Origin of the sequence: Mycobacterium sp. MAA66, from assembly GCF_041261665.1 — a bacterium.
Classification (GTDB): Bacteria; Actinomycetota; Actinomycetes; order Mycobacteriales; family Mycobacteriaceae; genus Mycobacterium.
Genome location: NZ_JBGCCC010000003.1, coordinates 342,419 through 355,758, shown reverse-complemented (window position 1 = coordinate 355,758; position 13,340 = coordinate 342,419). Strand labels below are relative to the sequence as shown.

The 13,340-nt window shown below is 66.3% G+C and carries 11 protein-coding genes; 5 read left to right on the top strand and 6 right to left on the bottom strand.

Going from position 1 to position 13,340, the window contains the following annotated elements; all coding sequences use genetic code 11:
- Nucleotides 1-99: 99 nt before the first annotated feature.
- The 4 genes from ABIA30_RS13970 to ABIA30_RS13955 all read right to left on the bottom strand — a co-directional run bounded on the left by ABIA30_RS13970 (nt 100) and on the right by ABIA30_RS13955 (nt 5,575).
- A complete protein-coding gene (locus ABIA30_RS13970) occupies nt 100-1,365 on the bottom strand; it encodes a glycosyltransferase (protein WP_370066203.1) in 1,266 nt (421 codons plus the stop codon).
- Between the two features lie 100 nt (nt 1,366-1,465).
- Nucleotides 1,466-3,274: an ArnT family glycosyltransferase gene (locus ABIA30_RS13965; RefSeq protein WP_370066201.1), complete on the bottom strand. Its 1,809-nt coding sequence runs from the start codon at nt 3,272-3,274 to the stop codon at nt 1,466-1,468.
- A gap of 23 nt (nt 3,275-3,297) precedes the next feature.
- Entirely contained in the window at nt 3,298-4,893 is a 1,596-nt protein-coding gene (locus tag ABIA30_RS13960; protein ID WP_370066199.1) for a sensor histidine kinase, read from the bottom strand.
- Nucleotides 4,871-5,575 (bottom strand): response regulator transcription factor, encoded by a 705-nt coding sequence (locus ABIA30_RS13955; protein ID WP_370066350.1) that lies wholly within the window; start codon nt 5,573-5,575, stop codon nt 4,871-4,873. The genes ABIA30_RS13960 and ABIA30_RS13955 overlap by 23 nt, the downstream gene beginning before the upstream one ends.
- A gap of 204 nt (nt 5,576-5,779) precedes the next feature.
- Between ABIA30_RS13955 and ABIA30_RS13950 the strand changes: the two genes are divergently transcribed.
- A complete protein-coding gene (locus tag ABIA30_RS13950; protein ID WP_370066197.1) occupies nt 5,780-6,280 on the top strand; it encodes a hypothetical protein in 501 nt (166 codons plus the stop codon).
- Nucleotide 6,281: 1 nt separating this feature from the next.
- On the opposite strand, the gene ABIA30_RS13945 is transcribed toward ABIA30_RS13950, so the two are convergent.
- Nucleotides 6,282-6,539 (bottom strand): hypothetical protein, encoded by a 258-nt coding sequence (locus ABIA30_RS13945; protein WP_370066195.1) that lies wholly within the window; start codon nt 6,537-6,539, stop codon nt 6,282-6,284.
- Nucleotides 6,540-6,714: 175 nt separating this feature from the next.
- On the opposite strand from ABIA30_RS13945, the gene ABIA30_RS13940 reads away from it, so the two are divergent.
- Genes ABIA30_RS13940 through ABIA30_RS13925 form a run of 4 tightly spaced genes read left to right on the top strand, consistent with a single transcriptional unit; the run spans nt 6,715 to nt 12,093 of the window.
- Nucleotides 6,715-7,689: an ABC transporter permease gene (locus tag ABIA30_RS13940; protein ID WP_370066193.1), complete on the top strand. Its 975-nt coding sequence runs from the start codon at nt 6,715-6,717 to the stop codon at nt 7,687-7,689.
- Nucleotides 7,690-7,718: 29 nt separating this feature from the next.
- Nucleotides 7,719-8,582, top strand: a complete 864-nt coding sequence (locus tag ABIA30_RS13935; RefSeq protein ID WP_370066348.1) for an ABC transporter permease — start codon at nt 7,719-7,721, stop codon at nt 8,580-8,582.
- Nucleotides 8,579-10,402 carry a dipeptide ABC transporter ATP-binding protein gene (locus tag ABIA30_RS13930; protein WP_370066191.1) on the top strand — a complete coding sequence of 608 codons (1,824 nt, stop codon included), beginning with the start codon at nt 8,579-8,581 and terminating at the stop codon, nt 10,400-10,402. The genes ABIA30_RS13935 and ABIA30_RS13930 overlap by 4 nt, the downstream gene beginning before the upstream one ends.
- Nucleotides 10,399-12,093 (top strand): ABC transporter family substrate-binding protein, encoded by a 1,695-nt coding sequence (locus ABIA30_RS13925; protein ID WP_370066189.1) that lies wholly within the window; start codon nt 10,399-10,401, stop codon nt 12,091-12,093. Before ABIA30_RS13930 ends, ABIA30_RS13925 begins: the two co-directional genes overlap by 4 nt.
- Here ABIA30_RS13925 and ABIA30_RS13920 read toward each other — a convergent pair.
- Nucleotides 12,083-13,339: an alpha/beta fold hydrolase gene (locus ABIA30_RS13920; protein WP_370066187.1), complete on the bottom strand. Its 1,257-nt coding sequence runs from the start codon at nt 13,337-13,339 to the stop codon at nt 12,083-12,085. The genes ABIA30_RS13925 and ABIA30_RS13920 overlap by 11 nt on opposite strands.
- Between the last annotated feature and the right edge of the window lies 1 nt (nt 13,340).

The following is a 13,340-nucleotide window of genomic DNA, read 5'->3' as shown; positions in this document are numbered from 1 at the left end:
TCGACTTCAGATCCGCGGGGAGAGGCGGTCTTTCGGTCGAAGGCTCCGTGAGGGTCAACGCTGCGGTCTCCTGTCCTTCGAAACGGCTTGGGTTGCTCGTCAGCTGGCGCGACGCGGGTGAAACACCCAGCCGCGCAACAGCACGAAACGTACCGCGGTGGCGACCAGATTTGCGACAACCAGCACCGAAAGCTCCAGCAGGTGATGCGCGTGCGGGGCGAACACGTGCAGACCGCCCAGCGCGCCGCTGGTGATCCCCAGCGCGATGCCGAACACGATCAGGCCTTCGAACTGGTGCCGGGCCGCGCTGGAGGCGCCGCCGCCGCTGACCCCGAAGGTGAAGCGACGGTTGGCGGCGGTGTTGGCGATCGCGGTGAGCAGCAGGGCCACGAAGTTGGCGACCTGGGCGCCGAACGGGGCCTGCATCATGGAGAACAGCACCAGGTAGGCCAGCGTGGAGGCCACGCCGATGGCGCCGAACCGGACCACCTGGCGCAGCAGCGACTTCGGTGCGGCGGCCTTGGTGGACGAGCCAAGCTGGGCGGCGATGGTGTGCACCGGGATGGAACCGTTGGCGAAGCCGCGCAGCAGCCGGCCGACACCCTTGAGGTCCTCGGTGGCAGTGGCCACGATGTCCACCCGGCTGTCCGGGTCATCGACCCAGTCGACCGGAACCTCGTGGATACGCAGGCCGGTGCGCTCGGCCAGCACCAGCAGCTCGGTGTCAAAGAACCAGCCGGTGTCCTCGACCAGCGGCAGCAGGGCCTGGGCGACGTCGGCGCGGATGGCCTTGAAGCCGCACTGGGCGTCGGAGAACTTGGCCGACAGCGCGCCGCGCAGGATGAGGTTGTAGGAGCGCGAGATGAATTCACGCTTCGGTCCGCGTACGACGCGGGAGTCACGCGCCAACCGGGTGCCGATAGCCAGGTCGGAGTGGCCGGAGATCAGCGGCGCCACCAGCGGGCCGAGGGCAGCCAGGTCGGTGGACAGGTCGACGTCCATGTAGGCCAGCACCGGGGACTGGGAGGTCGACCACACCTGGTGCAGGGCGCGTCCGCGACCCTTGAGCTCCAGACGCACCACGCGGACATTGTCCAGTTCGGCGGCCAGCGCGGCGGCAACCTGTGGGGTGTCGTCGATGCTGGCGTTGTCGGCGATGGTGATCTGCACTGGGTAGGGGAAGTTCTCCTCCAGGTGGCGGTGCAGGCGACGAATCGAACCGGGCAGCGCAACCTGCTCGTTGTAGACCGGGACCACGACGTCGAGCACCGGGACGCCGGCGGCCTGAGCCGCGACCGCAGCATTCGGGCGGGTGGTGAAGCGGCGATCGGTGTCGCGCTCAAGCAAGTTCGTCATGACACTCATCTTGGGTTCGTTCCTTTAGCACCCGGTGGGGCGAAGCTATGGGCAAGCTATGTCTTTCCGGCCCCCGTTGACACGCAACCACGAGGTCAAAGTTGCGCCGTCAGTGCGGCGTCGACGCAGCAGTGAGGTCGTAGACCACGGTGTTCTCGACCGTGCTCGGCGAGAAATTGGACCGCACCCAGGCTGCAATCTGCTGTGCCGCGTCGCTCCCGCTGTCCGAGCCATGCCCCATGAGCAGGCTGCTCCGGATGAAGTAGTGGATCTGATGAGCGGCCACATACTGCTGGAACTGGGCCAATGTGGGTGCGGGGTCGGTGCCGTTGAACCCACCGACGGCCAGCACCGGCGCCTCGGCGGCCAGCTGGTAACCGGCGGCGTTGTTGGAACCGATCACCGCCGCCGTCCACCGGTACTTGTCAGCATCGGCGGTCAGCAGATCGGTCAGGCCTGGGCCAGGTGTCGGCGAATCGAGCAGCCCACCACCGAAGCCACCCGGAAAACCACCGCGCGACAACCCGACCGACGGCATCGCGCCGGTGTGCCCGACGCTCGCAGTCTGCACGGCGAATGCAGTCGGTGCGGCCAGACAGGACAGCACCGCCAGCGCCGCAACCGCACGGGCCATCGGCAGCCGGTCGAGCGCCAACAGCAGAACCGCGGCACCGACGCCGGACACTGCGACCACCGCCCGCAACCAACTCAGCCCATCGGTGCCCCGCGCGAGCAGTACCGCTGCCAGCACCACCGTCACCAACACCGCGCCGGCCATCGTCACCCTGGCGATCAGTTCGGTCCGGCGCCGCCACAGCAGCGTCGACCCGATTCCGATGGTTGCGCCCAGCGCGGGCGCCAGCGCCACGGTGTAGTACGGGTGCACGATGCCGTTGGCGTAGCTGAACACTGCCGCGGTGGCCAACAGCCAACCGCCCCACAGGATCAGCGCGGCCCGCACCGGATCGGTGCGGGGTGCGCGCCCGACGATGATCAATCCCGCAACCAGGCAGATCAGCGCGGCCGGCAGCAGCCAACCGGCGTAGGTGCCCATCTCCGAACCCAGGAGCCTGCCCCAACCGACATCGAAGTTCATATTGCCCAGGCCGCCCGGTTCGTCGCCGGTCAGCCGGCCCACGCCGTTGTAGCCCAGCGCGAGTTCGACGACCGAATTGTGCTGCGAGCCACCGATATAGGGCCGAGAGTCGGCTGGCCACAATTCAGCCAACAGCAGATACCAGCCACCGGCGACGACCATCGCCGCGGTCGCTCCGGCCAGCCTGCGCACCCGGGAGGCCATGCTGCCTTGCGCGGCAACCAGATACGCCGCGCCGAAGGCCGGCAGCACCAGGAAAGCCTGCAGCATCTTGGCCAGGAAGCCGAAGCCTACGGCCACCCCCGACAGCACCAACCACCAACGGCTGGAATCCTTTTCGCACGCTCGTTGCACACAGTAGGCCCCGACCACCAACAGCAGTACCAACAGGGCATCAGGATTGTTGAACCGGAACATCAGTGCGGCCACCGGTGTCGTCGCGAACACCAGTCCGGCGAGCAGAGCGGCACCGGGACCGGCAGCGCGACGCACCGCGGCATACAAAAACGCCACCGCGGCGACACCCTCGAGCGCCTGCGGCACCAGGATGCTCCACGAGTTGAGGCCGAACAGGCGCACGGAGATGTCGGTGACCCAAAGGGCAGCGGGCGTCTTGTCCACGGTGATCGCATTGGCGGCGTCACTGGAACCGAACAGCATCGCCGTCCAGTTGTCGCCGCCGGCCTGTGCGGCCGCCGAGTAGAAGCCGTTGGCCCAGCCGCTGACCGAAAGATTCCAGAGGTACAGGACGGCGGTCAGGGCAAGCAGCACAGCCAGACTCAGCCACTCCCCGACCGCCCGGCCGCGTACACGGGTGCTCACCCGCCCAATTCTCACAGAGGTGACTATGCAGTAATCGAGGCGCTGCTGTGCCTCGACTGTGCGCCGGCCGGGAGCTGGACCCGGAACACGGTCGAGCCCGCCTCGCTGTCCACCACAATGGTGCCACCGTGGGCTTTCACCACCGCTGCGACGATCGACAGCCCCAGACCGGTACTGCCCGCCTGCCGGGACCGCGACGAATCACCACGCGCAAATCGCGAGAACACTTCTGGCTGAAGGTGTTTCGGGATGCCCGGGCCGTTGTCGGCGACGGTGATGACGGTGGCACCGCCGGCGTCCTGCAGCAGCGTGGTGGTCACCGAGGTACCGGGCGGGGTGTGGGTCCTGGCGTTGGCCAACAGATTGACCAGAACCTGCTGCAACCGTGCCGAGTCGCCGATGACGTTCACCGGTTCGTCGGGCAGTTCCAGTTCCCATTCATGATCGGGCCCGGCGACATGCGCGTCACTGACCGCATCGACCACCAGTCGGGTCAGGTCGACGTCCTCAGCTTCCAGCGGGCGGCCGGCGTCCAGCCGCGCCAGCAGCAGCATGTCCTCGACGAGTCGGGTCATACGGGCGGTTTCGGATTCCACCCGGTTCATCGCGTGCGCGACCTCGCCGGGCAATTGGTCGTGTTTGCGTTGCGCCAGTTCGGTATAGCCGCGAATGGCCGCCAATGGGGTACGCAACTCGTGGCTGGCATCGGCGACGAACTGACGGACGCGGGTCTCGCTGGCATGCCGAGCGGCGAGCGCGCCGGCTATCCGGTCGAGCATCCGGTTCAGCGCCGAGCCGAGCTGCCCCACCTCGGTGTGTGCGGCCAACGGGTCGACGTGCACGATCTCGGGTGGCAGCTGCACCTCACCCTTGTCCAGTTCCATGTTGGCCACATCCCGCGCCGCCGCGGAAACCCTTGACAAGGGCGCCAATTGGCGCCGGATGATCAAGACACCGACCACCGCCGCAGCGAGCAGCGCCAGCGCCGCCACCAAACAGAAGATGCCGAGCACCCACAGCAGGGTGTCATCGACCACCGCAGTGGGCAGCCCGATGACGATGGTCTGTGGGCCGCCGTGGCGCGGATGCAGGCCGATGATCCGGTAGGTGCCCAGCCCATCGAGCTCGACGGTCCGGACGGTGTGATCGGAGCGCACCTTCAACAACTGTTCGGCGGCGGTACCGGTCAACTCGGCGCGGCCGCCGTCGGTGGTGATCACGCCTGCATCGATCTGTCCGCGATAGACCACGGCGCCAACGGTTCCGACGGCCTGACCCGGAGCGTTGAGGAAGCCCGGGCCCGGACCGGCTTCGGGGTCGAAGCGTTGCCGGTAATGCTGGTTCATCGGCGGCCTGGTGACCCCGCCCATCAACGGCGGTGACATCGGCAGTGGCGGAAGTTCGAAGATGGCCGCCGAACGCCGACCGGCCTCCAGTACCTGATTGTCCAACTGATGCAGCAAAAAGCGTTGCAGCGCAAACTCGGTCGCCACGCCGATACCGGTGATCACCAACGCCAGCAGCAAGACCTGGGTGGCCAGCAGACGGACCCGCAGCGACCAGGTGCGCGGCTGCCAGAAGCGGGTCCGGGCCGCCTCAGCGCGGGGGCCGGAGGACATAGCCGGCACCGCGCAGGGTGTGGATCATCGGCTCGCGACCGGTGTCGATCTTCTTGCGCAGGTACGAGATGTAGAGCTCGACGATGTTGGACCGGCCGCCGAAGTCATAGCTCCACACCCGGTCCAGGATCTGGGCCTTGCTCAACACCCGCTTGGAGTTGCGCATCATGAAGCGGAGCAACTCGAACTCGGTGGCGGTCAACGTGATCGGCTCACCGCCGCGGGTGACCTCGTGACTGTCCTCATCAAGCACCAGGTCGCCGACGATCAACTGGGCCCCGCCGGTTTCGTTGGCCACACCGGTGCGCCGGAGCAGCGCACGCAACCGCAGCACCACTTCTTCGAGGCTGAACGGCTTGGTGACGTAGTCGTCGCCGCCGGCGGTCAGGCCGGCGATCCGATCCTCCACCGAGTCCTTGGCGGTCAGCAGCAGCAGCGGCAGGCCAGGTTGCTGCTCACGCAGCTTGTGCAGGACGTCCAGGCCGCTCATGTCGGGCAGCATGACATCGAGCACCACCACATCGGGCGGACTGTCCTTGGCCAGCGCGATCGCGGCGGCACCGTCGCCGGCGGTGGAGATATCCCAGCCCTCGTAACGCAGGGCCATCGACACCAGCTCGGCCAGTACCGGCTCGTCGTCGACCACCAACACGTTGATCGGTTTGCCGTCGGCGCGACGCATGACGACGCGAGGTGCTTCGTTGTCGGGGACCGCACTACCTGGACTTGTCACATTGTCATTATCTGCGGCGCTCGTGGGGCGGTACTGTGGCGAACCTATGCGAGACCTATGAATGCGCGTCGGTTTGGTCACGATGGCTTGTCGCATGGCCAGTTATCGTGCATTGCTCAGCAAACACACATACTCACCGGTCACAGTGGTGCCGTGAGCACCGAAACCGAGTCCACGACGACGCCGGAGGCAAGACCGAAGTCGTCGTTCCGCCGTACCGCGGCCGTCGTTGCGGTGGCCGCTGCCATCGCCGGTGTGGGCGGAGCAGCGATCTACGCGGCCACCGACCAGCCGGCGGACGGCCGCCACGGACCCTGGCATCCGCCCGGTCCCCCGCCCGGTGGCCCGGCCGGAAAGCCGGCGACCAACGCGGGGCCGAACGCCTTGCCCGATCACTCGCTTCATGGCGAGTTCGTCAGCCCCGACCCAGCCGGCGGCTACCGCACCACACTGGTGCAGACCGGAACCATCACCGCGGTCTCACCACAGTCGATCACCGCACGCAGTGATGACGGGTTTACCCAGACTTATGTGATTCCGCCTGCCGCGGCACAGGGCACGCTGCCGTTTTCGGTCGATCAGTACGTCACGGTCCGCGCCACTCGCGACGGGCAGACCGTGACCGTCGTCAATATCGGCTACGCGAGCAGATAGGTCAGCCGATGCCGGGCGCGCCGGCCTGCGGGTTGGCGTTCGGCGCCTCGCCGGCCCACATCGGGGCCGGACCGGTGATCCCAGGTACCGCGACCGAAATGCTCGGGGTGCTCGGCGGCGGGGTGAACGAGACGATGCTGCTGTTCGCCGTGGAGATCTGCGACGGGCCGGAGGACACTCCGGCGTACAGCGCGACAATGCCAACCACGGCACTGCCACCGATGATCACCGCAGCCAACTTGACGTTGATTCCACTCATCTCAAACTCCCTCCGACGGGCCACAAGGCACGTTACAGCTAAGTCAACACAGGCAATCTGTGAGGACACTGGATCCCTGCTGAACGTTCTCCGCCACCGCCACGCGCCGCCAATCACGGCCGCTCGCCGCGACATCTCCTAACCTGGGGCCCATGCGGTTTCAGGTGGTCGGGCCATGACACGTTTCCTGGCCCGTCGGTTCTTGAACTATCTGGTGCTGCTGGCCCTCGCATCATTTCTGACCTTCGCGCTGACGTCGGTGACGTTTGCGCCGCTGGACAGTCTGATGCAACGTAATCCCCGCCCGCCGCAATCGGTCATCGACGCCAAGGCCGCCGAACTCGGACTCGACAAACCACTGCCGCAGCGTTACGCCACCTGGGTGGCCGGTGCGGTACACGGCGATTTCGGCAAGACGGTCGGTGGCCAACCGGTGTCCGAGGAACTGTGGCGCCGGGTGGGCGCCAGCCTGCGATTGGTCGGGATCGGTTCGGTGCTGGGTGCGCTGATCGGCGTGGTGGTCGGTGCGTGGGGCGCGGTGCGGCAGTACCAGTTGTCCGATCGAGTGATCACCGGATTGTCGCTATTGGTGCTCAGCGCACCGACATTCGTCATCGCCAACTTGTTGATCCTGGCCGCGCTCGGAGCCAATTCGGTTCTGGGCGTTCAACTCTTCCAGTACACCGGGGAGACCTCACCGTATGTCGAAGGCAGTTGGCCGGTGTTCGTCGACCACCTCCAGCATCTGATCCTGCCAACGCTGACCCTGGCCCTGGGGGCGATCGCAGGCTACAGCCGTTATCAGCGCAATGCGATGCTCGACGTCTTGGGCCAGGACTTCATCCGTACCGCGCGGGCCAAAGGGCTGACCCGCCGCCGGGCGTTGTTCAAACACGGGTTGCGCACGGCACTGATCCCGATGGCCACGCTGTTCGCCTACGGTGTCAGCGGCCTGGTGACCGGTGCGGTGTTCGTCGAGAAGATCTTCGGCTGGCATGGCATGGGCGAATGGATGGTGCAGGGCATCAGTAACCAGGACGCCAACATCGTGGCCGCGTTCACGGTATTCTCCGGCGCCACCATTCTGCTGGCCGGGTTGCTCTCGGACGTGATCTATGCGGCGCTGGATCCGCGGGTGCGAGTGTCATGAGCGAGCGCGAAGCCCCTGGCCGCTTGGGCATGACGGCCCCCGCATTCGCCTCCCGTCGTACCCTGGTGGCGCGCCGGTTCCTACGTAACCGGCAGGCGGTGGTGTCGCTGGTGGTGTTGCTGGCGCTGTTCGTCGGTTGTTACGCGGTGCCGCCGCTGCTCAAGTACAGCTACACCGACATGGATTTCACCGCGCTGTTGCAGCCACCCAGCGCCGGACACTGGTTGGGCACCAACGCAATAGGCCAGGATCTGTTGGCGCAGACGCTGCGCGGCATGCAGAAATCACTGTTGATCGGCGTGTGTGTCGCGGTGATCTCCACCTTCATCGCGGCCACGGTCGGATCGATCGCCGGGTACTTCGGTGGCTGGCGGGACCGGACCTTGATGTGGCTGGTCGACCTACTGCTGGTGATCCCGAGTTTCGTCCTCATCGCCATCATCACGCCGCGCACCCGGCATCAGGACACCATCATCTGGCTCATCGTATTGCTGGCCGGCTTCTCCTGGATGGTCAGTTCCCGCATGGTGCGCGGCCTGACCCTGAGCCTACGGGAACGCGAATTTGTCACGGCCGCAAGGTATATGGGTGTGAGCAACAGCCGGATCATCGTGCGCCACATCGTGCCGAACGTCGCCTCGATCCTCATCATCGACACCACCTTGAACGTGGGCCTGGCGATCCTGGCCGAAACCGGGCTCAGTTTCCTGGGTTTCGGCGTGCAGCCACCCGACGTGTCACTGGGCACCCTGATCGCCGACGGCACCGGTTCGGTGCAGACCTTCAGTTGGGTGTTCCTGGTGCCCGCGGGGGTGCTGGTGCTGATCGTGTTGTGCGCCAACCTGATCGGTGACGGCCTGCGCGACGCGCTGGACCCGGGGGCCCGCCGATGAGCCTGCTGCAGGTACGTGATCTGACGGTTCATTTCAAGACCGATGCCGAGGATGTTGCGGCAGTGCGGGGCATGAACTTTCACCTGGATCCCGGCGAGGTGGTCGCTCTGGTCGGCGAATCCGGCGCGGGCAAATCCGCGACCGCGATGGCCATCGTCGGGCTGCTGCCCACACATGCCACAGTGACGGGTTCGGTGCGGTTGCACGGCGACGAGCTGGTCGGGTTGAACGACGACGCCATGTCCGACATCCGTGGGCGGACCATCGGCACGGTGTTCCAGGACCCGATGTCGGCACTGACGCCGGTGTACACCGTCGGCGATCAGATCGCCGAGGCGTTGCGCGTGCACCAACGGTTGACTCGAACGGCGGCGCGCAACCGCGCGGTCGAACTCATGGAACTGGTCGGCATCAGCTCTCCGGTCACGCGGGCCAAGGCATTTCCCCATGAGTTGTCCGGCGGTGAACGCCAACGCATCGTCATCGCGATGGCCATCGCCAACGACCCAGATCTGATCATCTGCGACGAACCAACCACCGCTCTGGACGTCACCGTGCAGGCGCAGATCCTGGACGTGCTGCGCACCGCGCGCGATGTCACGGGAGCCGGGGTGCTGATGATCACCCACGACCTTGGCGTGGTGGCCGATTTCGCCGATCGGGCTCTGGTGATGTACGCCGGGCGCACGGTCGAGACGGCACCGGTCGCCGGGCTGGCCACCGACCGCGTCATGCCGTACACCGCAGGACTGCTCGGGTCGGTGCCGCGCCTCGATTCGCCTCAGGGCACCCGGCTGGTGCCGATTCCCGGTGCGCCACCGTCGATGTCGTCGTTGCCGCCGGGGTGCCCGTTCGCTCCGCGCTGCCCGTTGGCCATCGACGATTGCCGGTCCGTCGAGCCGCCGTTGGCGACAGTCGGCCCCGACCACGCGGCAGCCTGCATCAGGACCGCCGAGGTGGCCGGTCGCAGCGCACCCGAAATCTATGGCGTGTCAACAGATCCCGTGCCGACGCAGACCGCCGACGACTCAACGGTGGTGTTATCGGTCACCGACCTGGTGAAGACCTACAAGCTCACCCAAGGCACGGTACTGCGCCGCAAGGTCGGTGAGCTGCGTGCGGTCGACTCGGTGAGTTTCGAACTGCGGCAGGGCCGCACCCTGGGTATCGTCGGCGAATCCGGCTCGGGGAAGACCACCACCCTGCATCAGATCCTGAATCTGACTGCCCCGCAATCGGGTTCGATCTCAGTACTGGGTAAGGACGTGGCCACCCTGGACCGCGCCGGGCGCCGAGAGCTGCGTGGCGACCTGCAAGTCGTATTCCAGGATCCGGTGGCCGCCCTCGATCCCCGGCTGCCGGTGTTCGATGTGCTGGCAGAGCCGCTGCAGGCCGGCGGTTTTGAGCGTGCCCGCATCGAGGACCGGGTCGCCGAACTGTTGGGCGTGGTCGGCCTGCGCCGGGAAGATGCCGGCCGATACCCCGCCGAATTCTCCGGCGGCCAGAAGCAGCGGATCGGCATCGCCCGTGCCCTGGCCCGGCAGCCCAAGATCCTCGCGCTGGACGAGCCCGTGTCGGCGTTGGACGTCTCGATCCAGGCCGGCATCGTCAACCTGCTGCTCGACCTGCAACAGCAGTTCGCGTTGTCGTATCTGTTCGTGTCGCATGACCTGTCCGTGGTGCGGCACCTGGCGCACACGGTGGCCGTGATGTACAAGGGCGCTGTCGTCGAACAGGGCGATGCCGCAACGGTATTCGCCGACCCGCAGGATGCGTACACCAGACGGCTGCTGGCCGCGGTCCCCGGAGGCCCCCGATGACGAGATTTCGGCGCGCGTTGTCGCGGTCGGCGGTGCCGGGATCGCTGGTCGCGGTGATGGTCCTGGTGCTGGCCGGATGTGCGAGCTCCGACGTGGCACCCCCGAGTGGGCCGGCCACGCTGGGCAGCAGCAATGACATCAACTCGCACGACCGGGCCACCCTCGCCGACGGCGGCAATCTGCGGTTGGCACTGGCGGCATACCCGGACAATTTCAATCCGCTGCAGATCGATGGCAACACGGCGGACAACTCCGCCATCCTGAAGCCCACCCTGCCAAGGGCTTTCATCATCGGGCCGGACGGATCAGCCACCGTCAACCACGACTACTTCACCGATGTCGAGCTGACCAAGACCAGCCCGCAGGTGGTCACGTACACCATCAATCCCAAGGCCGTGTGGAGCGACGGCACCCCGATCACCTGGGTCGACATCGCCTCTCAGATCAAAGCCACCAGTGGGCAGAACAAAGATTTCGCCATCGCCAGCCCGAATGGCAGCGAGCGGGTGGCCAGTGTCACGCGGGGTGCCGATGACCGCCAGGCAGTGATCACCTTCGCCAAACCCTACTCTGACTGGCGCGGTATGTTCGCCGGCAACGGAATGCTGTTGCCGGCCAGCGCTACCGCGACACCGGAAGCTTTCAACAAGGGTCAATTGACCGGACCATGCCCTTCCGCAGGACCGTTCCTGATGTCGAAAGTCGACCGCGGCGCGCAGCGAATCACCTTGACCCGCAACCCCAGATGGTGGGGTGCACGCCCCAAGTTGGACAGCATCAGTTATCTGGTGCTCGACGACTCGGCCCGAATCCCGGCGCTGCGCAACAACGCCATCGACGCCACCGGTCTGGGGTCGGTCGACGAATTGGTACTGGCCCGGCGTACCGAGGGCATCGTGATCCGCAGTGCGCCATCGGTCAGTTGGTCGCACTTGACGTTCAACGGCGCGCCCGGTTCGATCCTCGCCGACCCGGCACTGCGGCACGCAATAGCGCAGGGCATCGACCGACAGACCATCGTCAACGTCATGGAGCACGGGCTGGTAGCCCACCCGGTACCGCTGAACAATCGCATCTACGTGCAGGGACAGGCCGGCTACCAGGACAACAGCGCCGGCTCGGCATACGACCCCGCCGCCGCCTCCCGGGCACTGGATTCACTTGGGTGGAAACTCCTGCCCGGCAGGCAGATCCGCGAGAAGGATGGTAAGCAGCTGGCGATCCGCGATGTCTTCTACGACGCGCAGGGCACCCGGCAGATCGGCCAGATCGCGCAGAAGACGCTCTCCGACATCGGCGTGAAGCTGGATCTGGTGCCTTCATCCGGCGCGGACCTGTTCAGCCAGTACGTCATTCCGGGCAATTTCGACATCGCCGAATTCAGTTGGGTCGGTGACGCTTTCCCGCTGGGCAGCCTGACCCAGATCTACGCCGCCGATGGCGAGAGCAACTTCGGCAAGATCGGCACCCCCCAGATCGACGCACAGATCGACGCGACCCTCAACGAGCTGGATCCGGTGCGGGCCCGCGCCTCGGCCAACGAACTCGACCGCATGCTGTGGGACCAGACGTTCAGCCTACCGCTGGCACAGTCCCCCGGAAACGTCGCGGTGCGAAGCACTTTGGCCAATTTCGGCGCGGCAGGATTGGCCGACCTGGACTACACCGGGATCGGCTACATCAAGCAGTAAAACTGCGCCGGATCGGAGGTAACAAGCCCTCCACCGTGGTGGCCGTCGCGATCCCACGGACCAGCAGCTGCACAGCCAGATCGACGTTGCGGTCCAATTCTCCTGATCGGCTGGGCAATTCATCGATATGTCCGGCGTAGACCGCCTCGACGATCTCGATGGCGCAGCGTTCCCGCATATCGAGGACGCTGTGGCCGGCGGTCGGCAGTTCGACCAACTGTGCACGGGGGATCAACTCGGCGACCCGGCGTGCCACCGCGGGCGGGGTGATGAGGTCACGGCCGCCGGATATCACCACTGCGGGCCAGTCGAATTTCGGCATCTGGGCCACCAGGTCATACGGCTCGGCCACGAAATCTGGTTCACCCGCCGCCGATTCACGGAAAGCGACCGCAGGGTCCAGCGGCAGACCGTCAGGGGTGGCACCATAGTTCAGCTCTCGGTAGCCGATGTGTTCGACCAGATCGGGCTCGTGCCGGTAGGGCGTCTTGCGTTCGAACAGCATGCGGGTGCCATGCCCGATAGCGCTCCACAACAGCCCCCGACCGGCCACCAGCAGGTCCAACTGATGGGCCAGCGCGTCGGGCCCGACCAGGCCGTACAACGCGGCGGCCAGCTGCGCGGCCCATGGCGTCAGCTTGTCGTCGGCGACCAGACGGCGCACAGTGGCGGCCAGCTGCGCGGTGTCGGGCTCGGTGCCGTCCCAGAGCACCGCACGGGTGGCTCGCCGCACTGCATCGATGTCGTCGGCGCACAGCAGCGGTGAATCGAGCACCATCGCATGCACCCGGTCCGGGTGCCGCACCCCTACCCCGGCAGCCAGGTAGGTGCCATACGACGTGCCGTAAATGACTGCCTGGTCAATATTTTCCGCGTCGAGGACCGCCGCGATGTCATCGACCGCGGCATTGACGGTCAGCGCCTCCACAGGCAGATCCGCACCGGCGTCGTCGTGACGCGACATCCCGACCCCGCGGTGTTCGACCATGATGACGTCCAGGCCATGGTCCGCCGCATGTCGGCGCAGATTTCGGTACTGACCGACCGACGCCGCGCCCGGGCCACCCGGGATGATCACCAGCGGCGGAGGCCGGAGCGCTTCGGGCGTGACCGGAACACCGCTGCGCACGTAGTACAGGTCGAACTGGTCAGCACCGTCGGACTGCACTGCCCGGCGCACCTTGTGCACACCGGGCAGTGCGGCCAAGCGGTCATGCGCTCGACGGCGTTTGGCGTTCATGGTCATC